The 25,858-nt window shown below is 40.4% G+C and carries 28 protein-coding genes and 2 pseudogenes; 29 read left to right on the top strand and 1 reads right to left on the bottom strand.

Annotated features, from left to right (window positions below):
• Positions 1-13 precede the first annotated feature (13 nt).
• From HF881_RS02500 to HF881_RS02400, 21 genes and pseudogenes are all read left to right on the top strand, one after another.
• Complete coding sequence (locus tag HF881_RS02500; protein WP_169446292.1) at positions 14-412, top strand: YtxH domain-containing protein; 399 nt, start codon at positions 14-16, stop codon at positions 410-412.
• Between the two features lie 72 nt (positions 413-484).
• Complete coding sequence (gene hemW / locus HF881_RS02495; protein ID WP_169446291.1) at positions 485-1,615, top strand: radical SAM family heme chaperone HemW; 1,131 nt, start codon at positions 485-487, stop codon at positions 1,613-1,615.
• Positions 1,616-1,619: 4 nt separating this feature from the next.
• Entirely contained in the window at positions 1,620-2,357 is a 738-nt protein-coding gene (locus tag HF881_RS02490; protein ID WP_169446290.1) for an acyl-[acyl-carrier-protein] thioesterase, read from the top strand.
• Positions 2,358-2,363: 6 nt separating this feature from the next.
• On the top strand, positions 2,364-3,137 hold the full coding sequence (locus HF881_RS02485) for a TIGR01457 family HAD-type hydrolase (RefSeq protein WP_169446289.1): 774 nt from the start codon (positions 2,364-2,366) through the stop codon (positions 3,135-3,137).
• The gene (locus tag HF881_RS02480; RefSeq protein WP_169446288.1) at positions 3,127-3,747 is read left to right on the top strand and encodes a TIGR01906 family membrane protein; all 621 of its coding nucleotides are present in this window, start codon (positions 3,127-3,129) and stop codon (positions 3,745-3,747) included. The genes HF881_RS02485 and HF881_RS02480 overlap by 11 nt, the downstream gene beginning before the upstream one ends.
• Before the next feature lie 197 nt (positions 3,748-3,944).
• Positions 3,945-4,346: a Spx/MgsR family RNA polymerase-binding regulatory protein gene (locus HF881_RS02475; RefSeq protein ID WP_004246303.1), complete on the top strand. Its 402-nt coding sequence runs from the start codon at positions 3,945-3,947 to the stop codon at positions 4,344-4,346.
• Positions 4,347-4,625, top strand: a complete 279-nt coding sequence (locus HF881_RS02470; protein WP_001041968.1) for a UPF0223 family protein — start codon at positions 4,347-4,349, stop codon at positions 4,623-4,625.
• Positions 4,615-5,388, top strand: a complete 774-nt coding sequence (locus HF881_RS02465; protein WP_169446287.1) for an inositol monophosphatase family protein — start codon at positions 4,615-4,617, stop codon at positions 5,386-5,388. Before HF881_RS02470 ends, HF881_RS02465 begins: the two co-directional genes overlap by 11 nt.
• Entirely contained in the window at positions 5,389-6,693 is a 1,305-nt protein-coding gene (locus tag HF881_RS02460; protein ID WP_169446286.1) for an RsmF rRNA methyltransferase first C-terminal domain-containing protein, read from the top strand.
• A gap of 213 nt (positions 6,694-6,906) precedes the next feature.
• The gene (locus HF881_RS02455) at positions 6,907-7,785 is read left to right on the top strand and encodes a phosphate ABC transporter substrate-binding protein PstS (RefSeq protein WP_169446285.1); all 879 of its coding nucleotides are present in this window, start codon (positions 6,907-6,909) and stop codon (positions 7,783-7,785) included.
• Complete coding sequence (gene pstC / locus HF881_RS02450) at positions 7,785-8,702, top strand: phosphate ABC transporter permease subunit PstC (protein ID WP_169446284.1); 918 nt, start codon at positions 7,785-7,787, stop codon at positions 8,700-8,702. The genes HF881_RS02455 and pstC overlap by 1 nt, the downstream gene beginning before the upstream one ends.
• Positions 8,692-9,576 (top strand): phosphate ABC transporter permease PstA, encoded by an 885-nt coding sequence (pstA, locus tag HF881_RS02445; RefSeq protein WP_000543050.1) that lies wholly within the window; start codon positions 8,692-8,694, stop codon positions 9,574-9,576. The genes pstC and pstA overlap by 11 nt, the downstream gene beginning before the upstream one ends.
• Positions 9,577-9,586: 10 nt before the next feature.
• On the top strand, positions 9,587-10,390 hold the full coding sequence (gene pstB, locus HF881_RS02440) for a phosphate ABC transporter ATP-binding protein PstB (RefSeq protein ID WP_000049849.1): 804 nt from the start codon (positions 9,587-9,589) through the stop codon (positions 10,388-10,390).
• 12 nt (positions 10,391-10,402) lie between these two features.
• Positions 10,403-11,161 carry a phosphate ABC transporter ATP-binding protein PstB gene (pstB, locus tag HF881_RS02435; RefSeq protein WP_169446283.1) on the top strand — a complete coding sequence of 253 codons (759 nt, stop codon included), beginning with the start codon at positions 10,403-10,405 and terminating at the stop codon, positions 11,159-11,161.
• 11 nt (positions 11,162-11,172) lie between these two features.
• Positions 11,173-11,826, top strand: coding sequence for a phosphate signaling complex protein PhoU (gene phoU, locus HF881_RS02430; RefSeq protein ID WP_000946469.1), 654 nt, complete (start codon positions 11,173-11,175; stop codon positions 11,824-11,826).
• 91 nt (positions 11,827-11,917) lie between these two features.
• A pseudogene (locus HF881_RS02425) lies at positions 11,918-12,058 on the top strand (DNA mismatch repair protein MutT); the annotation flags it as partial.
• Between the two features lie 120 nt (positions 12,059-12,178).
• Positions 12,179-13,228 (top strand): DNA cytosine methyltransferase, encoded by a 1,050-nt coding sequence (locus HF881_RS02420; RefSeq protein ID WP_169446281.1) that lies wholly within the window; start codon positions 12,179-12,181, stop codon positions 13,226-13,228.
• Complete coding sequence (locus HF881_RS02415; protein WP_169446280.1) at positions 13,228-15,141, top strand: ATP-binding protein; 1,914 nt, start codon at positions 13,228-13,230, stop codon at positions 15,139-15,141. Before HF881_RS02420 ends, HF881_RS02415 begins: the two co-directional genes overlap by 1 nt.
• The gene (locus tag HF881_RS02410) at positions 15,122-15,520 is read left to right on the top strand and encodes a hypothetical protein (protein ID WP_169446279.1); all 399 of its coding nucleotides are present in this window, start codon (positions 15,122-15,124) and stop codon (positions 15,518-15,520) included. The genes HF881_RS02415 and HF881_RS02410 overlap by 20 nt, the downstream gene beginning before the upstream one ends.
• 85 nt (positions 15,521-15,605) lie before the next feature.
• Entirely contained in the window at positions 15,606-16,010 is a 405-nt protein-coding gene (locus tag HF881_RS02405; RefSeq protein WP_169446278.1) for an NUDIX domain-containing protein, read from the top strand.
• 167 nt (positions 16,011-16,177) lie between these two features.
• Positions 16,178-16,946: pseudogene (locus tag HF881_RS02400) on the top strand (ABC transporter substrate-binding protein).
• 21 nt (positions 16,947-16,967) lie between these two features.
• On the opposite strand, the gene HF881_RS02395 reads toward HF881_RS02400, so the two are convergent.
• Positions 16,968-18,239, bottom strand: coding sequence for a PLP-dependent aminotransferase family protein (locus tag HF881_RS02395; RefSeq protein ID WP_169446277.1), 1,272 nt, complete (start codon positions 18,237-18,239; stop codon positions 16,968-16,970).
• Positions 18,240-18,384: 145 nt separating this feature from the next.
• Between HF881_RS02395 and budA the strand changes: the two genes are divergently transcribed.
• From budA to HF881_RS02355, 8 genes are all read left to right on the top strand, one after another.
• Complete coding sequence (gene budA, locus HF881_RS02390) at positions 18,385-19,116, top strand: acetolactate decarboxylase (RefSeq protein ID WP_000375399.1); 732 nt, start codon at positions 18,385-18,387, stop codon at positions 19,114-19,116.
• Between the two features lie 9 nt (positions 19,117-19,125).
• Positions 19,126-19,881: a YhfC family glutamic-type intramembrane protease gene (locus HF881_RS02385; protein WP_125424652.1), complete on the top strand. Its 756-nt coding sequence runs from the start codon at positions 19,126-19,128 to the stop codon at positions 19,879-19,881.
• A 111-nt stretch (positions 19,882-19,992) separates the two neighbouring features.
• Positions 19,993-20,898: a UDP-N-acetylmuramate dehydrogenase gene (murB, locus tag HF881_RS02380; protein ID WP_169446276.1), complete on the top strand. Its 906-nt coding sequence runs from the start codon at positions 19,993-19,995 to the stop codon at positions 20,896-20,898.
• A 158-nt stretch (positions 20,899-21,056) separates the two neighbouring features.
• Entirely contained in the window at positions 21,057-22,214 is a 1,158-nt protein-coding gene (locus tag HF881_RS02375) for an ABC transporter ATP-binding protein (RefSeq protein WP_084975022.1), read from the top strand.
• A complete protein-coding gene (locus tag HF881_RS02370) occupies positions 22,195-23,001 on the top strand; it encodes an ABC transporter permease (protein WP_169446275.1) in 807 nt (268 codons plus the stop codon). Before HF881_RS02375 ends, HF881_RS02370 begins: the two co-directional genes overlap by 20 nt.
• Positions 22,998-23,771, top strand: coding sequence for an ABC transporter permease (locus tag HF881_RS02365; RefSeq protein WP_000712716.1), 774 nt, complete (start codon positions 22,998-23,000; stop codon positions 23,769-23,771). The genes HF881_RS02370 and HF881_RS02365 overlap by 4 nt, the downstream gene beginning before the upstream one ends.
• The gene (locus HF881_RS02360) at positions 23,768-24,838 is read left to right on the top strand and encodes an ABC transporter substrate-binding protein (protein ID WP_169446274.1); all 1,071 of its coding nucleotides are present in this window, start codon (positions 23,768-23,770) and stop codon (positions 24,836-24,838) included. Before HF881_RS02365 ends, HF881_RS02360 begins: the two co-directional genes overlap by 4 nt.
• A gap of 158 nt (positions 24,839-24,996) precedes the next feature.
• Complete coding sequence (locus tag HF881_RS02355) at positions 24,997-25,821, top strand: GIY-YIG nuclease family protein (RefSeq protein WP_169446273.1); 825 nt, start codon at positions 24,997-24,999, stop codon at positions 25,819-25,821.
• Positions 25,822-25,858 lie beyond the last annotated feature (37 nt).

Here is a 25,858-nt window from a genome sequence, read left to right as displayed (position 1 = left end):
AAGGAGAAATCTTATGGGTAAACTATCCTCAATCCTTTTAGGAACGGTTTCTGGTGCAGCTCTTGCTTTGTTTTTGACTAGTGACAAGGGCAAGCAAGTTTGTAGTCAAGCTCAGGATTTTCTAGATGATTTGAGAGAAGATCCAGAATATGCTAGAGAGCAGGTTTGTGAGAAACTAACTGAAGTGAAGGAACAGGCAAGGGGCTTTGTGCTGAAAACAAAGGAACAAGTAGAATCTGGTGAAATCACTTTTGATAGTGTCCTTGACCAAGCCAAAACATGTGCTCGACAAGCGACAGAAGTGTCAAAGGAAACCTTTAACAATCTCAAGGAGCAGTGGCAAGAACAGTCAGCAACTCCAGACGTCGCTGAAGACCAAGAAGAAATCATCATCGATATTACTGAAGTATAATGTATCACCATCTCTGATTTTTGGAGATGGTGATTTTTATCTGCAACCAGTCTTTGTGGTATAATAAATACTATGCAGAAAAAACCAACGTCCGCCTATGTGCATATCCCCTTTTGCACACAGATTTGTTATTATTGTGACTTTTCAAAAGTATTTATCAAGAATCAGCCAGTAGATAGTTATTTGGAGCATCTACTAGAAGAGTTTCGTTCTTATGATATCCAAAAGTTGCGAACCCTCTATATTGGAGGTGGGACACCAACTGCTTTGTCCGCTCCGCAACTAGAAGTGCTCTTGAATGGCTTGACTAAAAACTTGGACTTGTCAGCCTTGGAAGAATTAACCATTGAGGCTAACCCAGGAGACTTGGACGCAGATAAGATTGCGGTTTTGAAACAGTCGCCAGTCAATCGTGTTTCCTTAGGTGTGCAGACTTTTGATGACAAAATGCTGAAAAAGATTGGGCGTAGTCACTTGGAGAAGGACATTTATGAAAATATCGATCGCCTCAAATTGGTTGGTTTTGACAATATCTCCATCGACCTAATCTACGCTCTACCTGGTCAAACTATGGATCAGGTCAAGGAAAATGTAGCTAAGGCTATCTCGCTTGATATTCCTCATATGAGTCTTTATAGCTTGATTTTGGAGAATCATACGGTCTTTATGAACCGCATGCGACGTGGGAAATTGCCCCTGCCCAAGGAGGAACTGGAAGCGGAGATGTTTGAGTACATCATCGCAGAACTGGAGCGAGCTGGTTTTGAGCATTATGAGATTTCCAATTTCTCTAAACCCGGATTTGAAAGTCGCCACAATCTCATGTACTGGGACAATGCCGAGTATTATGGTATCGGTGCGGGTGCTTCAGGTTATGTGAATGGGGTGCGTTATAAAAATCATGGTCCTATCCGCCACTATCTAAATGCAGTAGAGGCAGGAAATGCTCGGATTACAGAAGAACACCTTAACCAAAAGGAGCAGATGGAAGAAGAAATGTTCCTAGGCCTCCGCAAGAAGTCTGGGGTTTCCATAGCGCGATTTGAGGAAAAATTTGGACGGTCCTTTGATGGACTTTATGGAGAAATCGTCAGAGACTTGGTTCAACAAGGACTCATGCAGATCGACGGTGACCGTGTCCGTATGACAAAGAGAGGTCTCTTTTTAGGAGACACTGTAGCAGAACGATTTATTTTGGAGTAGAACAATGGGCTTAACTTATCAAATGAAAATGAAAATTCCTTTTGATATGGCGGACATGAACGGTCATATCAAACTTCCAGATGTGATTTTGCTGTCCCTGCAAGTATCAGGTATGCAGTCGATTGAACTGGGAGTTAGCGACAAGGATATGTTAGAACGTTACAATCTGGTCTGGATTATTACAGACTATGCGATTGACGTGGTACGTTTGCCTCGCTTTGCTGAGGAGATTACGATTGAAACAGAAGCATTGACTTACAATCGTCTTTTTTGCTACCGCCGTTTCACTATCTATGATGAAGCAGGTCAAGAAATCATTCGCATGTTAGCAACCTTTGTTCTGATGGACAGGGACAGTCGTAAAGTCCATGCTGTCGAACCGGAGATTGTTGCTCCTTATCAGTCTGAGTTTGATAAAAAACTCATCCGTGGGCCAAAGTATGCAAATCTAGAAGATCCGATCAGTAAAGACTACCATGTTCGTTTTTACGACTTGGATATGAATGGTCATGTTAATAACAGCAAATACCTAGATTGGATTTTTGAGGTCATGGGAGCAGATTTTCTAACCAAGTACATTCCAAAGAAAATCAATCTCAAGTATGTCAAAGAAGTGCGGCCAGGTGGCATGATTGCCTCAGCTTATGAACTCAAGGGACTAGAAAGCAAGCATGAGATCATCAGTGATGGCGAGATCAATGCCCAAGCCATGATTACTTGGCAAGAAATAAAAAAGGACTAAAGAGAGATGACATATAAAGGTTATTTAATTGATTTAGACGGAACCATTTACAAGGGGAAAGACAGAATCCCAGCAGGAGAGGCTTTTGTCCATGAGTTGCAAAAGCGAGAAATTCCCTATCTCTTTGTGACTAATAATACAACTCGAACTCCTGAGAGTGTTCAAGAGATGTTGGCTCAGAATTTTAATATCGAAACGTCTCTATCAACTGTCTATACAGCAACCTTGGCAACCATCGACTATATGAATGACTTGGGACTGGAGAAGACAGCCTATGTCATCGGCGAAGATGGGCTCAAGAATGCCATTCAGGCAGCTGGTTATGTCGAAGACAAGGAAAATCCAGCCTATGTGGTCGTTGGACTGGACTGGCAAGTCGACTATGAAAAGTTTGCTACGGCGACTCTAGCCATTCAAAAGGGTGCCCACTTTATCGGAACCAATCCAGACCTCAATATCCCAACAGAGCGTGGTCTCTTGCCAGGTGCAGGTTCACTAATTACACTTCTTGAAGTAGCAACACGAGTAAAACCAGTATATATCGGGAAACCGAATGCGATTATCATGGAAAAGGCTGTGGAACATCTGGGAATAGATCGAGAGGACTTGCTCATGGTTGGGGACAACTACCTGACAGATATTCGGGCAGGGATTGATAATGGTATTCCGACGCTTTTAGTGACAACAGGTTTCACCAAAGCAGAAGAAGTGGCTGATCTGCCAATCGCACCAACTCATGTGGTGTCTAGCCTTGCGGAGTGGAATTTTGATGAGAACTAAACTGACTTTTTGGGGAAGTATGCTCTTTCTCCTTTCCATTTCTATTCTCTTAACCATTTATCTGGCATGGATTTTCTATCCCATGGAGATTCAGTGGCTGAACTTAGCGGATCGAGTCTATCTAAAGCCCGAAACCATTCTGTATAACTTTCATATCTTGATGAATTACCTGACCAATCCCTTTAGTCAGGTCTTAGAGATGCCAGATTTCCGTTCGTCAGCGGCTGGTTTACACCACTTTGCGGTGGTGAAGAATCTCTTCCACTTGGTTCAGCTGGTTACTTTGGTGACACTTCCAAGTTTCTATTTCTTTGTTAAAAAGATTGTCAAAAAAGGCTTTTTAGCACTATATCGTAAAAGTATCCTGACCCTAGTGCTATTGCCTCTCGCCATTGGGCTTGTAGGAGTGTTGATTGGGTTCGAGCAATTTTTTACGCTTTTCCATCAGATTCTCTTTGTGGGAGATGATACCTGGCTTTTTGATCCCGCAAAGGATCCCGTTATTTTGATTTTACCAGAGACCTTCTTCCTCCATGCTTTCCTTCTCTTCTTTGGACTCTATGAAAGTTTCTTTGGTTTTCTTTATTTGAAAAGTCGTAGAATACTTTAATGTGTTGCATTGATAAAACAGAGATGAAGTTAAAAATTCTTACGAGGAGTGAATTAACTTCATTGGAATTGAGTAATTCGTTCGCATACAGTCTATTTTTCTAGAAAAAAATAGGCTTTTTTCTAGAAATTGCTAGTCAAGCGCTTTATTTTTTTGTATAATAAGAATAGCAAAGTATAGATAAAGAAGAGAAAAGCATGATTACACTATTTTTATCACCGAGCTGTACATCATGTCGTAAGGCAAAGGCCTGGTTAGAGACGCATAAAGTTCCTTTTGAGGAGCATAATATTATGACCAGTCCTTTAACAAGAAAAGAATTGCAACACATTCTTTCCTTGACCGAAAATGGTACTGATGACATCATTTCAACTCGTTCAAAAATTTTCCAAAAATTGGATATTGATGTAGAGAGTATTTCGGTATCGGAGTTGCTTCAGTTGATTGAGCAATATCCTAGTCTTTTGCGTCGCCCAATTATTATTGATACCAAACGCATGCAGATCGGTTTTAATGAAGATGAGATTCGTGCTTTTCTCCCTCGTAGTTACCGTAAACAAGAACTAAAAGAAGCAACATTGAGAGCTGGTATTGGATAGATGAACAAACAGTATAGTTACCCACTAGATTTGTCGTGGAGCACTGAAGAACTTGCTTCAGTGCTTTCTTTTTTTAATGATGTTGAAGCTGCCTATGAAGACAAGGTAGAAGCAAAAAAACTGCTAGAGTCTTACAAGGAATTTAAGTCTGTCGTTCCGAGCAAAAGTGAAGAAAAACGCCTAGGCCGCGAATTTGAGACGGCTAGCGGTTATTCCTTCTATCATGCAGTTCAATTAGCAAAAGAAAAAAGAGAAGGGAAGATTTCTCTTGGAAACTAAATTTGAATTTGCCAAACAGATTGTGCAGGAAGCTGCTGACTATATTTTGGCCCACATGCAAGAAGATTTGCAGGTCGAGCGAAAGTCTTCCCCTACAGACTTGGTGACGCGTTTGGATAAGGAAGTTCAGGATCTCTTAGTTCAGAGAATTTTAGCATCTTATCCAGAAGACTTGATTTGTGCAGAAGAGGGCTGTTTGCGTGCTGCGGTCGGTCAAGGTTCCGTTTGGGTGATTGATCCCATTGACGGTACCAATAACTTTGTCGCTCAGCAGGAAGATTTTGCTGTTATGTTGGCTTATTTTGAGAATGGTGTGGGCAAATTTGGTATCATCTATGATGTCATGAAAGGCGATTGTTACCATGGTGGCGGTGCCTTTCCTCCATGTCGTAATAATGATCCCTTACCGACTTTTAAAAAGAAACCTCTTCAAGAATTTTTAGTTGCTGGTAACTCAGCTATGTTTGAAACCAATGAGTGGGGCTTGGCTGATTTGGGCCGAGCAGCGTTGGGAGTCCGTGTCTATGGTAGTGCGGCCATTAGTTTTGCCAAGGTTTTATCAGGTCGTCTGCTGACTTATATCACCTATTTGCAACCTTGGGATTACGCTGCTGCAAGTATCCTAGGAGACAGTCTGGGTTATCGTCTTCTTACGGTATCAGGTGAAGCTGCCGATTTTAAAACGCGTCAGCCTGTCATGATGGTGCCAATCGAAATGCAAGAAGAGATTCAGTCCTATATTTATGAAAGGAAAGAAAACTAAATGCAATTTCCAGAAGGATTTGTTGAAAAATATGAAGCGATACTAGAAGATGAGGCAAGAGATTTTCTTGCCTCTTTTAAACAGGAAGCGGTTTCGGCTTTTCGGGTTAATCCCTTAAAAGAAAGTCAGCTGTCGTTTGCGGATGCTATTCCAAATACACCTTGGGGACATTATGGTAAGGTCTCTGGAAAGTCTCCAGAGCATGTGACAGGTTTCGTTTATTCGCAAGAGCCTGCAGCCCAAATGGTGGCCCAGGTAGCTCAGCCCCTTCCTGGTATGAAGGTCTTGGACTTGGCGGCAGCGCCAGGTGGGAAATCCACTCAATTGGCAGCCTATCTGGCTAATCAGGGAGTCCTTGTTTCCAACGAAATTTCAAACAAGCGGGCTAAGATTTTAGTGGAAAATATGGAGCGGTTTGGAGCTACAAACGTTGTCGTGACCAATGAGTCTGCGGACCGTTTGGCCAAAGTCTTTAAAGGCTATTTTGATGTGATTGTCCTTGATGCCCCTTGCTCGGGTGAAGGGATGTTTCGTAAGCAGCCAGATGCCATGGATTATTGGAGTACCGCTTATCCTAGCCAATGTGCCAGTCTCCAAAGGGAAATTCTAGAAGATGCAGTCACCATGCTTGCAGAAGGTGGCCGTCTGGTCTACTCGACCTGTACTTGGTCACCTGAGGAAAATGAAGAAATCGTCCACTGGTTGCTTGATACTTATGATTTTGAATTGCTTCCAGTCGAGCATGTGAACGGTATAGTAGCAGGAATTGATCTTCCTGAAACGGCTCGAATGTATCCTCATCATTTCAAGGGAGAAGGCCAGTTTGTAGCCCACCTGCAGTTTAAGGGAGAAAATCCAGCACCTAAATTCAAAGCCAGCAAGATCAATCTCAGTCGCGAACAGCAGAACTTGTGGCAAGAATTTGCCCAAAAACATCTAAAAATATCGCTAACTGGCGTACTACAAACTTTTGGAGACCAACTTTATCTCTTGCCAGAGATGTTACCTGATCTAGGGAAACTCAAAATTGCCCGAAATGGACTTCATCTGGGAACTTTTAAGAAGAAACGCTTCGAACCAAGCTTTGCTCTGGGATTAGCCTTAAAACCAAGTCAAGTTTTGCAAACAGTCGAAATCAAGGATGAGAATTTTGTAAAATATGTGGCTGGGGAGACAGTTCAGCTAGCTGAAAGTCTACCAAATGGCTGGTATCAAGTTGTGGTTCAAGGAAACGGTCTGGGCTTTGCAAAAGTAACGGGAAATGTTTTGAAAAATTATTATCCAAAAGGGCTCAGATTCAAGTGAAAAAGCTAGTCAAAGAATCTATTCTATGTTATATTGGAAGTATGAGTTTTTTCTGATAGTCTTTCATTTTTACTTATGTTATGTGATGAATTGACTGGTCCTCAATGGGGCTTCCAGTCTATAAATCGTAAACCAAATCTTATCATCACTAATTGATATGATAGGAACAGAAAGAAATCAGAGCATTCATCATTATGTTCAAGGAGAAAAATAGTGAAAAAAAGAAAAAAGCTCGTCCTATCTCTTGCGACTCTTTTGCTGGCAGGTTCTCTAGCAGGATGTGCAAGCTGGATTGATCGTGGAGAAACCATGACAGCCGTCGGTTCAACTGCTCTTCAGCCTTTGGTTGAAGCCGCAGCAGACGAATTTGGTTCAAAAAATATCGGAAAAACAGTCAACGTTCAAGGTGGAGGTTCGGGAACAGGACTTTCTCAGGTGCAGTCTGGAGCAGTAGACATCGGGAACTCTGACGTCTTTGCAGAGGAAAAAGATGGAATCGATGCTTCGGCTTTAGTGGACCACAAGGTTGCAGTGGCTGGTCTTGCAGTGATTGTAAACAAGGAAGTGGATGTTGAAAATCTCACAACCGAGCAACTTCGCAAAATCTTTACAGGTGAAGTGACCAACTGGAAAGAAGTTGGGGGCAAAGACCTGGCAATTTCAATCATCAACCGAGCAGCAAGTTCTGGTTCACGAGCAACCTTTGACAATGTCATAATGAATGGCCAAGCGGCAATGCAGAGCCAAGAGCAGGATTCCAATGGAATGGTCAAGTCAATTGTTTCGCAAACTCCAGGAGCCATTTCTTATCTTGCCTTTGCTTATGTGGATGACTCAGTCAAGACCATGAAGCTCAATGGGTATGAGCCTACGTCTGAAAATGTAACGACCAACAACTGGCCTTTGTGGTCTTATGAACATATGTACACACTTGGTCAGCCAAATGAGTTAGCTGCTGAATTCCTGAATTTCGTTCTCTCGGATGAAGCCCAAAATGGGATTGTTAAGGGCATGGGCTATATCTCCATCAATGAAATGAAAGTCCAAAAGGATGCTTCAGGTACCGTTACAGCAGTAGAAGGAGGTCAATAATGAATCAAGAAGAATTATCTAAAAAATTACTCTCTCCTTCAAAGAACTCTCGCCTTGAGAAGTTTGGTAAAGGTTTGACCTTCACTTGCCTTTCTTTGATTGTCATCATTGTGGCGATGATTTTGATTTTTGTAGCGCAGAAAGGCTTGTCGACTTTCTTTGTCAATGGGGTGAATATCTTTGATTTCCTCTTTGGACAAACTTGGAATCCTTCAGGGAAACAATTTGGTGCCCTTCCAATGATTTTGGGCTCCTTTATTGTAACGATTTTATCTGCCCTCATCGCAACTCCCTTTGCTATTGGAGCAGCAGTTTTTATGACAGAGGTATCACCAAAGGGTGCAAAGATTTTGCAACCAGCCATTGAACTCCTCGTCGGTATTCCTTCAGTCGTCTATGGATTTATCGGTTTGCAAGTTGTAGTTCCATTTGTTCGTAGTGTCTTTGGTGGGACTGGTTTTGGGATTTTGTCAGGTATTTTCGTTCTCTTTGTCATGATCCTACCAACTGTAACCTTTATGACAACAGACAGCTTGCGTGCTGTTCCTCGTCATTACCGTGAAGCTAGTTTAGCTATGGGAGCCACTCGTTGGCAAACCATCTGGCGTGTGACCTTGAAAGCAGCACGTTCAGGTATTTTCACTGCAGTGGTCTTTGGGATGGCGCGTGCCTTCGGTGAAGCCCTTGCTATTCAGATGGTTGTCGGAAACTCAGCAGTTATCCCAACCTCGCTAACAACACCAGCTGCGACTTTGACTTCTGTTTTGACTATGGGAATTGGGAATACCGTCATGGGAACGGTTGATAATAACGTACTCTGGTCAATGGCCTTGGTATTGCTCTTGATGAGTTTGGCCTTTAACAGTGTGATTAAATTGATTACGAAAGAAAGAGGAAAGAAAAACTATGCACGCTAAGAAATTAGATAAACTTGCAACAGCTGTCCTCTATACCATCGCGGGTATCATCGTGGCCATTTTGGCATCTTTGATTCTCTATATCTTGGTGAGAGGGTTACCGCACATCTCTTGGTCCTTCTTGACTGGGAAATCCTCCTCTTATCAAGCAGGTGGGGGTATCGGGATTCAGCTCTATAATTCCTTCTTCCTTTTGGTCATTACCTTGATCATTTCTGTTCCCCTGTCTATGGGAGCTGGTGTTTTCCTTGCTGAGTATGCCAAAAAAGGACCTGTAACCAATTTTATTCGTACCTGTATTGAGATTTTGTCTTCTCTACCATCTGTGGTTGTAGGTCTCTTTGGTTACTTGATCTTTGTCGTCCAGTTTGAGTATGGATTTTCAATCATTTCAGGTGCCTTGGCCTTGACGGTCTTTAACCTCCCTCAGATGACTCGAAATGTTGAGGACAGTTTAAAACACGTTCACCATACACAACGTGAGGCTGGTCTGGCCCTTGGAATTTCTCGTTGGGAGACTGTGGTCCATGTCGTCATTCCAGAAGCCCTTCCAGGTATCGTAACGGGTGTTGTCTTGGCATCTGGCCGTATCTTTGGTGAGGCCGCCGCTCTTATCTATACGGCAGGGCAGTCTGCACCAGCCCTAGACTGGTCTAACTGGAATATCCTTAGTGTTACCAGCCCTATCTCAATCTTCCGTCAAGCAGAAACCTTGGCAGTCCACATCTGGAAGGTCAACAGTGAAGGAACCATTCCTGATGCTACCATTGTATCAGCTGGTTCTGCCGCGGTGCTCCTCATCTTTATCTTGATTTTTAACTTTGGGGCACGCAAACTCGGAAGCTATTTACACAAGAAATTAACCGCTGCCTAAAGGAGAAGCCATGTCAAAATATAACTGGGATGAAAAGCATATCATCACCTTCCCTGAAGAAAAAGTGGCCCTCTCAACCAAGGATTTACATGTTTACTATGGTAAAAATGAATCCATCAAGGGCATCGATATGCAATTTGAAAAAAATAAAATAACGGCCTTGATTGGTCCATCAGGATCTGGGAAATCTACCTATCTCCGTAGTCTCAATCGGATGAATGATACCATTGATATTGCCAAGGTAACAGGTCAAATCCTCTACCGAGGGATTGACGTTAACCGTCCAGAAATCAATGTCTATGAGATGCGCAAGCATATCGGAATGGTCTTCCAACGTCCAAATCCATTTGCCAAGTCTATCTATCACAACATCACTTTTGCTCATGAACGTGCAGGTGTTAAGGACAAGAAAGTACTTGATGAAATTGTAGAAACCTCTCTAAGACAGGCTGCCCTTTGGGATCAGGTCAAAGACGACCTCCACAAATCAGCCTTGATGCTTTCTGGTGGTCAGCAGCAACGTCTCTGTATCGCTCGTGCCATCTCTGTCAAGCCAGATATTCTCTTGATGGATGAACCAGCGTCAGCCTTGGATCCGATTGCGACAGCCCAGCTGGAAGAGACCATGTTGGAATTGAAGAAGGACTTTACCATCATCATCGTTACCCACAGTATGCAGCAGGCTGCGCGTGCAAGTGACTACACAGGATTTTTCTACTTGGGCGATTTGATTGAGTATGATAAGACATCCAATATTTTCCAAAATGCCAAGCTACAGTCAACCAATGACTATGTAACGGGACACTTTGGTTAGAAAGGAAACAGCATGACAGAACCGATTCTGCAGGTAAAAGACCTGTCCGTTTATTACAACAAAAAGAAGGCCTTGAATAGTGTTTCCCTTTCTTTCCAACCTAAGGAAATAACAGCCTTGATTGGTCCTTCTGGATCAGGAAAGTCCACCCTGCTCAAAGCCATCAACCGCATGGGCGATCTAAATCCTGAGGTGACAACAACTGGATCAGTAGTCTATAATGGTCACAATATCTACAGTCCCCGCACCGATACGGTTGAATTGCGTAAGGAAATTGGTATGGTCTTTCAACAGCCCAATCCCTTCCCTATGTCTATCTACGAAAATGTTGTCTATGGGCTACGTATCAATGGGGTTAAGGATAAACATGTTTTGGATGAAGCAGTAGAAAAGGCCTTGCAACGTGCTTCTATCTGGGATGAAGTAAAGGATCGTTTGCATGATTCGGCCATTGGTCTCTCAGGTGGACAACAACAACGTGTTTGTGTTGCTCGTGTCTTAGCAACCAGTCCGAAAATTATCCTTTTAGATGAACCAACTTCAGCTTTGGATCCTATTTCTGCAGGTAAGATTGAAGAAACCTTGTATGGTCTAAAAGACAAATACACCATGCTCTTGGTAACGCGTTCCATGCAACAAGCCTCTCGTATCTCTGATAAAACAGGATTTTTCCTAGATGGGGATTTAATCGAGTTTAACGATACGAAGAAGATGTTCCTTTCCCCTCAAAACAAGGAAACAGAAGATTATATTACAGGAAAATTTGGATAAGGAGTTGAAAGATGTTACGATCTCAATTTGAAGAAGATTTGGAGAAATTGCACAACCAGTTCTACGCTATGGGACAAGAAGTGCTCTCGCAGATCAATCGTACAGTACGTGCCTTTGTCACTCATGACCGTGATTTGGCAAAAGAAGTCATCGAAGACGATGCAGAAGTAAATGAATATGAAGTGAAGTTGGAAAAGAAATCATTTGAAATGATTGCCCTTCAACAACCTGTTTCGCAAGACCTTCGTACCGTCTTGACCGTTCTCAAGGCAGTGTCAGACGTGGAACGCATGGGAGATCATGCAGTGTCTATCGCTGAGGCGACCATTCGTATGAAAGGGGAGCAACGTATCCCTTCTGTTGAAGAAGAAATCAAAAAGATGGGACGCGACGTGAAAAACTTCGTCGAAGCAGCTCTAGATCTCTATCTCAACGGTTCTGTGGATCAAGCCTACGAAGTAGCAGCGATGGATGAAAAAATCAACCATTACTTTGATAGTATCCGAGATTTGGCTACAGAAGAAATTAGGAAAAATCCTGAAGCCATCGTTACAGGCCGTGATTACTTCCAGGTCATTTCCTTCTTGGAACGAATCGGAGACTACGCAAAAAATATCTGTGAATGGGTTGTTTACTTTGAAACAGGTAAGATTGTAGAATTATAAAGTATTTAAATGATAGAATAATTGTGAAAGCTTACTTTTTAATATAGTAAGCTTTCGTTGTATTGATGGTTTACTTTGTCAGAAGTGAGTAATGGACTACATACAGAATATAAGAAAAAAAGTAGGAAAAGATAAAATAATTTTAAATTTTACCTCTGGAATATTAAGTCAATTAGGAAAAATATTATTACAAAAACGTGCAGATAAAGGAACTTGGGGCTTACCAGGTGGTGATTGTGCATAATAACAGGTGCTTAAAACGTTGATAAAATAAGAAGTCGAGTTTTTACCAATTATATATACTGTAAAAAGTTCAAAAAGAATGCTATAATTTAAAATGGAGGATATTGCCATGAAAATTAATGCTGTAGATTTGTTTTGTGGTGTTGGAGGGTTGACCTGTGGTGTTCAGCAAGCAGGTATAAATGTAATAGCAGGTTATGATATAGATCCTCATAGTCAATTTGCATACGAATTTAATAATAAAGCGAGATTCATTTTAAAAGATGTAAAAGAAATTGATAGCAAGGAAATTACTGCTCTTTATCCGAATGATACTGATATAAAAATTTTAATGGGTTGTGCCCCATGCCAACCCTTTTCGACTTATAGTCATAAGTACAAGAATAATGAGAATACACTTCAGAAGATGGATCTTTTAGACTATTTTGGGAAACAAATAGAGTATGTTCAACCCGATATTGTTTCAATGGAAAATGTTCCACAAATGGTCAATGAAAAGGTATTTGATAAATTTATCCAGATTTTGAATGATAATAATTACTTAATTGATTACAAAGTGATATTCGCGCCAGATTACGGTGTTCCTCAAAAAAGAAAGAGATTATTGCTTTTAGCTTCAAAATTGGGAGAAATCAAATTAATTCCTGCACAATTTAATAAAGATAATTACCCTACACTTCGAGATACAATTGGAAATTTACCAAAATTGAAGGCAGGAGATACTGATTTAAATGATCCTCTTCATAGAAGCAGAAATCTATCTGAATTGAATATGAAGAGAATAAAGCAGTCAAAACCTGGTGGAACTTGGAGGGATTGGGACGAGGAGCTATTACTGGAAGCTTATAAGAAAAAAAGCGGAGCTTCTTTTGGATCGGTATATGGTCGTTTAGAATGGGATAAACCTGCTAATACAATTACAACACAATTTCCAGGAATAGGAAATGGGCGATTTGGACATCCTGATCAAGATAGAGCTTTAAGTCTACGTGAAGGTGCAATGTTACAAACATTTCCGAGAGATTACTTATTTACACAACCTGAACTTAAGGGAAAATATCCTATTTCACAGGTAGCACTACAAATTGGGAATGCTGTTCCACCTAAGTTGGGAGAGGTAATTGGTCAAAGTATATTAAATCATTTGGAGGACGTATAATGAAAAAAGAATATCCAATTCAAATTAGTCCAGAAATATTAGAATTATTGGGACCTAGTTTGTACACTAATATTTATTATGTGCTAGCAGAACTAGTAGCTAATAGCTATGATGCTGATGCTGAAAATGTTTGGATTAATTTTTCGGATTCTGTAATTATCATTGAGGATGATGGAAAGGGAATGACATATGATGAAACACGAGAAAAGTATTTATCTGTGGCTAAACCAACTCGAGTTGATGAGAATAGCTCAAAAAGTGAGAAATATAAACGACCTAAAATGGGGAGAAAGGGAATTGGTAAACTAGCAGCATTAGCTGTTTCTAGCAGAGTAAAAGTGATGACGAAATCGGGCAGTGATAAATCGGGATTCTGGTTAACGAGAACTGTTCCAGATAATGGGAGATTAAAGGCGATTTCTGAAGATGAGATGTATTTTGATCATATTACTGAGTCTGGGACAAGGATTGAGATGCTGGACTCAGAGTTTGAAATTCCTAAGCTGTCCAAAACTATAAAAAACAATCTTTCAAAGTTTTTCCCGCAACTGAGCGATAATGAAGAAAACCCTTTTGCAATTCATATCAAGGGGATAGATGGAAAAAATGAAACTTCAAGAAAGTTTGTGGATTCTTTGGCGACCTCCTTGGACTCTCTTATCATATTTGGGAAAGATGAGTATGGAATTCTTGATAAATTTAAAAATAAATCCCCTAAATACGCAAATCTTAATTATTCAGTAAAGAACCCTATCAAAAAAGACTATTCAATAAAAAACAGATTAGGTAAAATTGAAGATAGAACTTTGGAAGTAAAAGGATGGATAGGTACATATAGTACGACAAGGGGTTTGAAAGAGAAAGAATCATCTGATTTTCCAGATAACTTTCTAGCAATATATTCTCATGGGAAATTAGGTCAATTTAATGTTTTAAACGAAATTGGTCAAAATAGATTGAATGAAGTTTATGTTGTGGGGCAATTATATGTAGATGAATTTGAAGAAACAAATTTACCTGATATGGCATTGAGCAATAGACAAGGATATAAGAGCGACGATGTTCGTTATAAAATATTCTTGGAGGCTGCATCAGATATATTAAACCAAGTGCTCAGAAAAAAAGATTTAGCAATTAAAGCTAAGAATAAAGATAAACTAGAAAGTAAAAAGAAACAAAAACGAAAAGCCGAGGATGAATTTGCAGAAAAAGCACAAGAAGTACTTGAAACGTTTAATAAAGCTGTTCCAAACAACACATTGGATCCTAAAATAGCAAATAATATGTTCCAGCAATTAGGAATGAAAAAAATAAGGGTTGATAATGAATCTAGAAAAATTTTGCTTAGCCATACTCGGGAGGACCAAAAGCTAAATAATGTTTTATATGGTTTATTATTATTCAATGGCTTCAGTGAGGAAGAAATCATTTATACTAGTGACCCGCAGAATCGCTCGGTAGTTCCTTACGGACAAAATATATGGGATTATTTTCGAGAATTTTTTATAAATAGTTATTCAAATAAACCAATCTATGTTTTATATGTACATTCTAATAACTCTGCAGAAAAAAGAGGTGTTTTACTTGAAGTAGGTGCCGGTTGGGTTGTTAAAACGAAGCATGGGATTATTAAAGCTGGTCAAGAAGAACCTACGGCACCTCTAGTGACAACAACAGTGCATCCTAATGTTTATATTGATGATAATGCTGAACGTGTGGTAACAACTGACAATCACTTCGGAACACTTCATTCACTTCTAAGTGAAGTTTGTAGTATGTTTAATAAAACACTTAGAACATTGGAAGAAAACAAGGAAGAATATCAGAAATTAGGTGGTGAAATTTTAACCGAATCTAATTTTGTTAATTTTTTTAATAATAAGGAGACAATAAATGAAAGAAACAAAATCTAAACATATTGATTTAGTTCAATCAATAATTACTAGGATGGCACAAAATTCTTTTGTGATCAAGGGCTGGATGATTACGATTGTTGTAGGGTTATTTTTATTTTTACAAAAAGATAATCTACAAAATAATTTTCTAATATATCTTTTTCCGATTATTGGCTTTTGGCTTCTAGATTCTTATTATCTATGGCAAGAAAGATTGTATAGAAAACTTTATGGAAGTGTGATTAGTAATTTAAAGGAAAGTTCTGATTTAAAATTATCAGTAGAAGAATTTAAAAATAGTACAAAATATCTATCAGCGTTATTTTCAATCACAGAAATTTTAACTTATTTACCAGTTGCGTTGTTTGTATTTTTAATTTTGTGCTCTAAAAACTAGGTGATAATATTTTAAGCTTGGATGAGAAAATGAATGAAGAGTTAGTATGCTTCGTATTTAGACAGTGGTTTTAACCAATTTGTACATGATTCGCGACGGACAAAAAATTGTTGTCATGGAGAGGCTTAAACAAGATTGGCCCGGTTTGGTTTTCCCAGGTGGTGCTATTGAATTAGGTGAATCGGCTTTAGAAGCCTTAGTGCGAGAGTTTTATGAAGAAACGGGAATCGAAGTGAGAGTGGAAAAACTCTTAAATGTTTATACAAAATATTCAGATAGTTATCCGAATGCTGATGAGTCTCAAGTTCTTACAATTTTGTATTTAGTTTCATCTAAAACTTCTATCTCTACAAATTTTTTTACAAGTGATGAAACTTTAGAATTAGGATTTTTTGATCATAGAGACATACAAAATATTACAATTGTGAACCAACAACATCTAGATATGATTGAAGATTTTTTTGAAAATAATTTTCCAGTTGGTAGATAAGCTTAATATTGTGTTTCTATTTTTTGTAAATAGCCTCTCTGTTTTGATTAAAAAAGTGTGAAGTGTTCACAAATATTTTCAATTTAGTTATAATTATTAACAAAAAATATCGTTTATTTATAAAATTTTAAAAGTGAATATTATTTGTTTGTAGCTTGTTTTCCAGCATGATTTTAGTAGCTTGTCTGTCAGGTGCTGATAGTTCCCAGTCTGCTGTGGAAGCTATCAAACAAAAAGGGAAGCTAGTTGTGGCAACTAGTCCAGACTATGCACCATTTGAATTCCAAGCATTGGTAGATGGTAAAAACCAAGTGGTTGGTGCAGATATTGATATGGCTCAAGCGATTGCGGATGAACTTGGCGTTAAGCTTGAAATCTCTAGTATGAATTTTGACAATGTCTTGACCAGTCTTCAAACTGGAAAGGCTGACTTGGCTATTGCAGGAATTAGTGCTACTGATGAGAGAAAGGAAGTCTTTGACTTTTCAATTCCATACTATGAAAACAAGATGAGTTTCTTGGTTAGAAAAGCCGATTTAGACAAGTACAAGGATCTTTCAAGCCTTGCAAGTGCAAATATCGCTGCACAAAAGGGAACTGTGCCAGAAACCATGGTCAAGGAAACAATTACCAAATGCCCAATTGACATCCTTGACCAATATGGGAGAGGCAGTCAATGAATTGCAGGCTGGGAAAGTGGATGCTGTTCATATGGATGAACCAATTGCTCTTAGTTACGCAGGTAAAATCTCAGACCTTGTCGTTGCGACAGCTACTTTGACGATGAAAGATGGTGAAGCCAATGACGTTGCCATCAAGAAGAATCAATCAGACTTGAAAGCAGTAGTAGATAAGGTTATCCAAAAACTGAAAGATGAAGGAACTTATCAAACCTATCTAGAAAAAGCAGCGAAACTAACAGAAGTTGAACAATAAAAAAGAAAGCAGAGTTGGAGTTTAATCCAATTCTGCTTTTATGTATTGTAATAGTGCTTCTAAATTTTCGAGAGAGACTTTGGCAAACTGATAAGGACAGGCTTCCAAATAAGCCTCTTCAAAGAAGTCTAGTTTGAGTGAACTATGCTTTAAACTGGCAATTTTAGGATAGTGTCTCAAATCAAGGAGAAGCCCATCATGTAGAGGATAGTTGGGCAAGGGACAGGTATTTTTTTCAAGTACTTCCTTTATCCGAGTCTGATAGTTCTCTTGAAGGGTCAGTCGAGCCAGTCGATTTTTTTCAAATAACTGACTATCGATGTAAAGAGAGAGAGCCTTTTGCATGATGAGATTGCTATCATAGTCCAGGATATTTTTGTAGGAAACAAAGGCCTCTTTTAGGGCATTTGGGAGAATGAGAGCCGTGATACGTAGGGCTGGAAAGAGACTGGTTGAGAAGGATTTGATATAAATGACCCGATCCTCTGTATCCAGATAGTGGAAGGTCTGACCTTTTTTAGGGTCTAGGTCTCCTAGATAGTCATCCTCGACGATATAAACACCATACTGGTTTGCTAGATCCAATATGGCCCTTTTTTCCTGATCAGAATAGGAATGGCCAAGAGGATAGTGGAAGCGAGGAATGGTATAGAAGAACTTGATTTTTCCAGATTTGAACTGTTCTTTTAGTTCGTCAAGGTCAATCCCATCGATTCGGCGTTCAATGGTCCTGTAGGCCAATCCCTGAGCGACCAAGAGGCGATTCATGCGGTGGTAAGTTGGCTGTTCGACCAAAATCTCTTCTCCCTTGCTCGGGAAGTTGATCTGAGAAAGGATAAAGAGAGCTTGCTGGGTGCCCGAAGTCAGAACCAGTTGGTCGGGTTTGCAGTAGAGGGCTTGGTTGAAAAGAAGTTGATGGACAGATTGTCTCAGGTCCTCAAGCCCTTCTTGGTTGTCATAGTAGTTGAAGAGGTAGTTTTCTCTTCCAATCAGTGTTTCATTGACACAGAGCCGAAAGTCGTCATAGGCACTGGCATGTTCGTCAGTGACTTCGATTTCCAAGTCCTGATGCCGCCCCTGTTCTAGAACATAATAGCCACTTTGGGGCTTGGCATAGAGGTATTGTTCATGGCGTAATTCCAGTAGAGCTCGTTGGACAGTGTCCTTGCTACAATGAAAATCCAGACTCAGTTGACGGATAGAGGGAAGTCTGCTACCAGTTGGGAATTTTCCTGATTCAATACTTTTTTTTAGAAAGGAAACAACTGCTTGGTACTTGCTTTGCTTCGTCATTCCAGACCTCCTTTGATTTTGTTACATTGTACCTTTTTTTTGTCTAATTGGCAATGGGAAAAGCATTTCTCCCTTTCACATCTAGGAGCAAATGTGGTATACTTAGAAAGTATGATGATTCATTGAAAAGAAGATAAGAAAGAGAATGGATAGAAAAGTGCAGGAACCAGTAAAATTATTTCAATACAATACTCTAGGTGCCCTAATGGCTGGTCTCTATGGTGGAACCATGACAGTGGGAGAATTGTTGGAACATGGTGACCTTGGTTTGGGAACCCTTGATTCGATTGATGGGGAGTTGATTGTCCTTGATGGCAAGGCTTATCAAGCCAAAGGTTCAGGGGAGCAACCTGAAATTGTAGAAGTTGCACCTGATGCCCTTATCCCTTATGCGGCAGTTGTTCCCCATCAGGCAGAAGTGATTTTCCGCCAGCGCTTTGAGATGACGGATAAGGAATTAGAAAAGCGGATTGAGTCCTACTATGATGGGGAAAATCTCTTTCGCTCTATCAAGATTCATGGGGAATTCGCTCACATGCATGTGCGGATGATTCCTAAATCCACACCTGATACCAAGTTTGCTGATGTAGCGACTCACCAACCTGAATATAGCCGTGAAAATGTATCGGGGACCATTGTTGGATTTTGGACACCGGAGATTTTCCATGGAGTGAGTGTTGCAGGCTACCATTTGCATTTTATCTCAGACGATTTGACTTTTGGTGGGCATGTGATGGACTTTGTTATCAAAGAAGGAATGATTGAGGTTGGAGCAGTCGATCAGTTGGACCAACGTTTCCCAGTCCAAGATCGCCAGTATTTATTTGCCAAATTTAACGTTGACGAGATGAAGAAAGATATTGATAAGTCAGAATAGGAGAAAAAGATGACAGTACATATTATCCTCACCATGATCGCTTTGGTTCTCATTCTAGTAAGTGGGACTTGGTATGCCAAAAAACGGTTTAAAATCTCTCTTGCAGTGATGGGCTTGGGGGCAATCGCATTTTTTGTTTCTTCTCAAGTGTTAGAGAAGATTGTTCATCTTCTGGTACTCCATCCGCAAAAAGATGGAACCATTGCGCTCATGCAGGAGCAACCTTTCCTATATGTTCTTTATGCGATTACTATGGCTGCCCTTTTTGAGGAAACTGCCCGCCTTGTCTTTTTTAAATGGTTGGAGAAAAAGAGAAGTCTAGAAGATAGAGATGCTTTGGCTTATGGTTTGGGACATGGGGGCTTGGAGATGCTCTATCTCGGAATGGGAAGCTTGATCAGTCTTTTGATTCTCTTTTCACTCATCCAGACTTCAAATACTGATGTAGCCAATCTCCTTCCACAGTCTACACTCGAAACGGTCCAGTCTCTTTCTGTTTGGCAGGTTTATTTGCTAGGAGTTGAGCGCGTACTTGCCTTGGTTCTCCAAATCGGTCTTTCCATCTGGGTTTATCAAAGTGTTAGCCAAAAGAAATGGATCTACCTAGTTGCTGCCTATGGTTTGCATGCCTTGTTTGACTTGGCTCCAGCCTTATCTCAGGTGGGATGGATTGCAAATCCGCTTCTAGTTGAGTTTATTCTTCTCGTAGAACTTTTAGTCTTTATCTGGCTGACAAAATCTACATTTTGGAAAAAATCATCATAAAAAGAGGGAAACCTCTTTTTTTAACGCAATGCTTTGACACCAAGAATTTTCCTGTCGTCAAAAGCCCTTAAAAATGGTATAATGAAATGACTTTACAAAAGGATGAGAGATATGACATTCGTAACTAAAATACAAGAACAATTAGAAGGAATCGATATTCGTTTTAAGGAACCCTTGAAGACTTATACCTATACCAAGGTAGGAGGTCGAGCGGATTATCTAGTTTTGCCACGCAATCGCTATGAGATGGCGCGTGTTGTCCAATTTGCCAATCAGGAGAATATTCCTTGGATGGTGCTAGGAAATGCCAGCAATATCATCGTTCGTGAAGGTGGAATCCGTGGTTTTGTTATCTTGTGTGACAAACTCAATAACGTTTCAGTTGATGGTTACACTATTGAAGCAGAAGCTGGTGCTAACTTGATTGAAACAACACGCATTGCCCTTCGTCATAGTTTGACTGGTTTTGAGTTTGCTTGCGGGATTCCAGGGAGCGTAGGTGGCGCTGTATTTATGAATGCGGGTGCCTATGGAGGAGAGATTGCTCACATCTTGCAGTCTTGTAAGATTCTGACCAAGGAAGGGGAAATCGAAACCTTGTCAGCCAAGGATTTGGCTTTTGGTTACCGCCATTCAGCTATTCAGGATTCTGGGGCCATTGTCTTGTCAGCTAAATTTGCCCTAGCTCCAGGAAATCATCAGGCTATCAAACAGGAAATGGATCGCTTGACGCATCTCCGTGAACTCAAACAACCTCTAGAATACCCATCTTGTGGTTCAGTCTTTAAGCGTCCAGTGGGGCATTTTGCAGGTCAGTTGATTTCAGAGGCTGGATTGAAAGGCTATCGTATCGGTGGTGTTGAAGTATCTGAAAAGCACGCTGGTTTCATGATCAATGTTGCTAACGGAACAGCTAAAGACTACGAGGACTTGATTCAATCTGTTATTGAAAAGGTAAAGGAACATTCAGGCGTCACCCTTGAGAGGGAAGTCCGAATCCTGGGTGAGAAGGAGTAAGGTTTCACCAGAATAGCTGCTGCTATGTCAATGGAAAGGGGGTGAAAGCCTATCGGTAGCGAAGATATATGCAGGTGGTTTTACTCCCTGCAAGAGGTAGTGGCGGCCTGACAGAGCCCTGATCTGTTAATTTATGAAAAAGAAGGAATTTATGCCAATTGAAAAAACCAATTATCGAATTCAAAAACGTCTCTAAAGTTTTTGAAGACAGCAACACCAAGGTTCTCAAAGATATTAACTTTGAGTTGGAAGAGGGGAAATTCTATACTCTTTTAGGCGCATCTGGTTCTGGGAAATCAACTATCCTGAATATTATTGCAGGTTTACTGGATGCGACGACAGGAGATATTTTGTTGGATGGGGTACGGATCAACGACATTCCAACCAACAAGCGAGACGTCCATACGGTCTTCCAATCCTATGCCTTGTTTCCACATATGAATGTGTTTGAAAATGTTGCCTTTCCGCTCCGCTTACGTAAAATCGACAAGAAAGAAATTGAGCAACGCGTAGCGGAAGTTCTCAAGATGGTTCAGTTGGAAGGTTATGAAAAACGTTCCATCCGTAAACTCTCTGGAGGACAACGTCAGCGTGTGGCCATTGCCCGTGCTATTATCAACCAACCTCGTGTGGTTTTGTTGGATGAGCCCTTGTCAGCGCTGGATTTGAAGTTGCGAACAGACATGCAGTACGAACTGCGTGAACTGCAACAACGATTGGGGATTACCTTTGTCTTTGTCACTCACGATCAGGAGGAAGCCTTGGCTATGAGTGACTGGATTTTTGTTATGAATGATGGCGAGATTGTTCAGTCTGGAACGCCTGTGGACATCTACGATGAGCCGATCAACCACTTTGTTGCCACCTTTATCGGTGAGTCCAACATCTTGCCAGGAAACATGATTGAGGACTACTTGGTCGAGTTCAATGGCAAACGCTTTGAAGCGGTCGACGGGGGGATGAAGCCAAATGAGCCTGTTGAGGTTGTCATTCGTCCAGAAGACTTGCGCATTACCCTTCCTGAAGAAGGCAAGCTCCAAGTTAAGGTTGATACCCAGCTTTTCCGTGGGGTTCACTACGAGATTATCGCCTATGACGAACTCGGAAATGAATGGATGATCCACTCGACTCGTAAGGCCATCGTTGGCGAGGAAATCGGTCTGGACTTTGAACCAGAAGATATCCACATCATGCGTCTTAACGAAACCGAAGAAGAATTCGATGCTCGTATCGAGGAGTACGTAGAAATCGAAGAGCAAGAAGCAGGTCTGATTAACGCGATCGAGGAGGAAAGAGATGAAGAAAACAACCTCTAAACTCTTTGTAGTGCCCTACATGCTTTGGATTGCCCTCTTTGTCCTCGCACCCTTGGTCTTAATTTTTGGTCAATCCTTTTTCAACATTGAAGGCCAGTTTAGTTTAGAAAACTATAAATCCTACTTTGCATCACAAAACTTGACCTATCTTAAAATGAGTTTTAACTCAGTACTCTATGCAGGGATTGTGACCATAGTAACGCTTTTCATCAGCTATCCAACAGCCCTCTTTTTGACTCGTCTCAAGCACCGTCAACTCTGGCTCATGCTGATTATTTTGCCAACTTGGATCAATTTGCTCCTCAAGGCCTATGCCTTTATCGGGATTTTTGGTCAGAATGGCTCTATTAACCAATTTTTGGAATTTATCGGAATCGGTTCGCAGCAGTTGCTCTTTACCGATTTCTCCTTTATCTTTGTCGCAAGCTACATCGAGCTTCCCTTTATGATTTTGCCGATTTTCAATGTTTTGGACGATATGGACAACAATCTTATCAATGCCAGCTATGACCTCGGTGCGACCAAGTGGGAGACCTTCCGCCATGTTATCTTTCCTCTGTCTATGAACGGAGTAAGAAGTGGTGTCCAATCAGTCTTTATCCCTAGTTTGAGTCTCTTCATGCTGACACGTTTGATTGGTGGGAACCGCGTTATCACGCTGGGAACGGCTATTGAGCAGAACTTTCTAACCAATGACAACTACGGTATGGGTTCTACCATCGGTGTAATCCTCATCCTAACCATGTTCATCACCATGTGGGTGACCAAGGAAAGGAGAGAACGATGAAAAAATTTGCCAATCTCTACCTAGCCTTTGTCTTTATCATCCTTTATTTGCCAATTTTTTACTTGATCGGCTATGCATTTAATGCTGGCGATGATATGAACAGCTTTACAGGCTTTAGCTTGAGCCATTTTAAAACTATGTTTGGTGATGGCCGTCTCATGTTGATCCTCACCCAAACCTTTTTCTTGGCCTTTTTATCAGCCTTGATTGCGACCATTATCGGGACTTTTGGTGCTATCTATATCTACCAGTCTCGTAAGAAATACCAAGAAGCCTTTCTATCACTCAATAATATCCTCATGGTTGCGCCTGACGTTATGATTGGTGCCAGCTTCTTGATTCTCTTTACACAGCTTAAGTTTTCACTTGGATTTTTGACGGTTCTATCTAGTCACGTGGCCTTTTCCATCCCTATCGTGGTCTTGATGGTCTTGCCCCGTCTCAAGGAGATGAATGATGACATGATTCATGCGGCCTATGACTTGGGTGCCAGCCAGTTTCAGATGTTTAAGGAAATCATGCTTCCTTACCTGACACCGTCTATCATTGCAGGTTATTTCATGGCCTTTACTTACTCGCTGGATGACTTTGCCGTGACCTTCTTTGTAACGGGAAATGGCTTTTCAACCCTGTCAGTCGAGATCTACTCCCGTGCTCGGAAGGGGATTTCTCTAGAAATCAATGCCCTCTCTGCCCTTGTCTTTCTCTTTAGTATTATCCTGGTTGTAGGCTATTACTTTATCTCACGTGAGAAGGAGGAGCAAGCATGAAAAAACTCTATTCATTTTTAGCAGGAATTGTAGCCATTATCCTAGTTTTGTGGGGGATTGCGACTCATCTAGATAGTAAAATCAACAGTCGAGATAGTCAAAAACTGGTTATCTACAACTGGGGGGATTATATCGATCCAGAACTTTTGGAGAAATTCACAGAAGAAACAGGGATCCAAGTCCAGTACGAGACCTTTGACTCCAACGAAGCCATGTATACCAAGATCAAGCAGGGTGGAACAACCTATGATATTGCCATCCCAAGTGAATACATGATCAACAAGATGAAGGACGAAGACCTCTTACTCCCTCTGGATTATTCAAAAATTGAAGGAATCGAAAATATCGGACCAGAGTTTCTCAACCAGTCTTTTGACCCGGGCAATAAATTCTCCATCCCATACTTCTGGGGGACTTTGGGAATTGTCTACAATGAAACCATGGTAGATAAGGCACCTGAGCATTGGGATGACCTCTGGAAGCCAGAATACAAGGATTCCATCATGCTCTTTGATGGGGCGCGTGAGGTGCTGGGACTCGGGCTTAACTCGCTGGGCTACAGTCTCAACTCAAAGGATCCTCAGCAGTTGGAAGAGACAGTAGACAAACTATATAAACTGACTCCAAATATTAAGGCTATCGTTGCTGACGAGATGAAGGGCTACATGATTCAGAATAATGCTGCTATCGGCGTGACCTTCTCTGGGGAAGCCAGCCAGATGTTGGAGAAAAATCCTAACCTCAAATATGTTGTGCCTACTGAGGCTAGCAATCTCTGGTTTGATAACATGGTCATTCCAAAAACCGTGAAAAACCAAGATGCCGCCTATGCCTTTATCAACTTTATGTTGAAACCCGAAAATGCCCTTAAAAATGCGGAATATGTCGGCTATGCAACACCAAATAACACGGCTAAGGAACTGCTCCCAGAGGAGACCAAAGAAGACAAGTCCTTCTATCCAGACGCTGATACCATGAAAAACCTAGAAGTTTATGAGAAATTTGACCATAAATGGACAGGCAAATATAGCGACCTCTTCCTACAGTTTAAAATGTATCGGAAGTAGGAGTAGATACAAAGAAAACGAATCAGTCAAGCTGCTTCGTTTTTTATGATGAAATTAATAAATCAAACTTATAAAAGTTTGCGCCTAACCACACCTTTTTGTATAATAATATATGAGGGGTGTAAAATTAAGCAAATATTATGGGGGAAGAGTTTGTCATGGATCTAAAGTTAAACGATATTTTGAATATAAGTGATCAAAATAAAAGAAAATTCAAGGTGAAATTTAATAATTGGACGGGTGAAAATCCAATTCAGACCTATTTGAGAGACGAGGAAATAATTAATAACTACAACTTGTTTTGGAGAACAAATAAGCGATATTTCAATGTTGGAGATATTGTCATAAATTTCATTAAGATTGATAATAACAAATGGTTATTAACTACTATAAAAGAAGTGAGTAAGGAACTTTTTGTTACTGAAGGACAAAATTATGAAGGAATTGAACTAAAAGAATATTCAGCCCTTTTTGGTCGTCTAATTATTCGGTACAGAAAAGAATCTAGAGGTTCAGTTCTAAAGTATACAACTTGTAAGGAAAAACTTGTGATAGAACAATTGTTATCAGATTCATTTGGAGGAGAAGAATTTCCGGGATATGATAATATTTCTTTATCTTACAAAGAATTAGAATTGATTTTACGTTTGAGAAAAAAAGATTGGATAACTGCTTTACAAAATCAAAAAGCTGTTTATCTTATTACGGATAAGCAGAATGGTAAATTATATATAGGCTCAGCAACTTCAAACTATGGTATGCTTTTACAACGTTGGCAATCCTATGTGGATAATGGACATGGTGGCAATAAAGAACTTAGGATTTTAGTTGAAAAACAAGGGTTAAATTACGTTAAAGAAAATTTTCAATACTCTGTATTGGAAAACTACAATGGTAAGATTGATGATAATTTTGTTTTGAGGCGTGAATCATGGTGGAAAGAAGTTTTAAAATCAAAGGAGCATGGTTATAATGCAAATTAGGAGGAGAAAATAGAACAGTGGGAAAGAAATCGTCTTA

The sequence above is a fragment of the Streptococcus sp. WB01_FAA12 genome, from assembly GCF_012843315.1.
Lineage (GTDB): Bacteria > Bacillota > Bacilli > Lactobacillales > Streptococcaceae > Streptococcus.
This window is presented reverse-complemented; position numbering and strand designations above follow the sequence as displayed.

Bases quoted from the DNA above. Each gene is read 5' to 3' on its own strand.
- phoU (WP_000946469.1), top strand. From the start codon at position 11,173: ATGTTACGATCTCAATTTGAAGAAGATTTGGAGAAATTGCACAACCAG.
- HF881_RS02490 (WP_169446290.1), top strand. From the start codon at position 1,620: ATGGGCTTAACTTATCAAATGAAAATGAAAATTCCTTTTGATATGGCG.
- budA (WP_000375399.1), top strand. From the start codon at position 18,385: ATGGATAGAAAAGTGCAGGAACCAGTAAAATTATTTCAATACAATACT.
- HF881_RS02355 (WP_169446273.1), top strand. From the start codon at position 24,997: ATGGATCTAAAGTTAAACGATATTTTGAATATAAGTGATCAAAATAAA.
- HF881_RS02385 (WP_125424652.1), top strand. From the start codon at position 19,126: ATGACAGTACATATTATCCTCACCATGATCGCTTTGGTTCTCATTCTA.
- pstB (WP_169446283.1), top strand. From the start codon at position 10,403: ATGACAGAACCGATTCTGCAGGTAAAAGACCTGTCCGTTTATTACAAC.
- HF881_RS02480 (WP_169446288.1), top strand. From the start codon at position 3,127: ATGAGAACTAAACTGACTTTTTGGGGAAGTATGCTCTTTCTCCTTTCC.
- HF881_RS02470 (WP_001041968.1), top strand. From the start codon at position 4,347: ATGAACAAACAGTATAGTTACCCACTAGATTTGTCGTGGAGCACTGAA.
- murB (WP_169446276.1), top strand. From the start codon at position 19,993: ATGACATTCGTAACTAAAATACAAGAACAATTAGAAGGAATCGATATT.
- pstC (WP_169446284.1), top strand. From the start codon at position 7,785: ATGAATCAAGAAGAATTATCTAAAAAATTACTCTCTCCTTCAAAGAAC.
- hemW (WP_169446291.1), top strand. From the start codon at position 485: ATGCAGAAAAAACCAACGTCCGCCTATGTGCATATCCCCTTTTGCACA.
- HF881_RS02420 (WP_169446281.1), top strand. From the start codon at position 12,179: ATGAAAATTAATGCTGTAGATTTGTTTTGTGGTGTTGGAGGGTTGACC.
- HF881_RS02460 (WP_169446286.1), top strand. From the start codon at position 5,389: ATGCAATTTCCAGAAGGATTTGTTGAAAAATATGAAGCGATACTAGAA.
- HF881_RS02395 (WP_169446277.1), bottom strand. From the start codon at position 18,239: ATGACGAAGCAAAGCAAGTACCAAGCAGTTGTTTCCTTTCTAAAAAAA.
- HF881_RS02475 (WP_004246303.1), top strand. From the start codon at position 3,945: ATGATTACACTATTTTTATCACCGAGCTGTACATCATGTCGTAAGGCA.
- pstA (WP_000543050.1), top strand. From the start codon at position 8,692: ATGCACGCTAAGAAATTAGATAAACTTGCAACAGCTGTCCTCTATACC.
- HF881_RS02485 (WP_169446289.1), top strand. From the start codon at position 2,364: ATGACATATAAAGGTTATTTAATTGATTTAGACGGAACCATTTACAAG.
- HF881_RS02370 (WP_169446275.1), top strand. From the start codon at position 22,195: ATGAAGAAAACAACCTCTAAACTCTTTGTAGTGCCCTACATGCTTTGG.
- HF881_RS02365 (WP_000712716.1), top strand. From the start codon at position 22,998: ATGAAAAAATTTGCCAATCTCTACCTAGCCTTTGTCTTTATCATCCTT.
- HF881_RS02500 (WP_169446292.1), top strand. From the start codon at position 14: ATGGGTAAACTATCCTCAATCCTTTTAGGAACGGTTTCTGGTGCAGCT.
- HF881_RS02410 (WP_169446279.1), top strand. From the start codon at position 15,122: ATGAAAGAAACAAAATCTAAACATATTGATTTAGTTCAATCAATAATT.
- pstB (WP_000049849.1), top strand. From the start codon at position 9,587: ATGTCAAAATATAACTGGGATGAAAAGCATATCATCACCTTCCCTGAA.
- HF881_RS02415 (WP_169446280.1), top strand. From the start codon at position 13,228: ATGAAAAAAGAATATCCAATTCAAATTAGTCCAGAAATATTAGAATTA.
- HF881_RS02360 (WP_169446274.1), top strand. From the start codon at position 23,768: ATGAAAAAACTCTATTCATTTTTAGCAGGAATTGTAGCCATTATCCTA.
- HF881_RS02405 (WP_169446278.1), top strand. From the start codon at position 15,606: ATGATTCGCGACGGACAAAAAATTGTTGTCATGGAGAGGCTTAAACAA.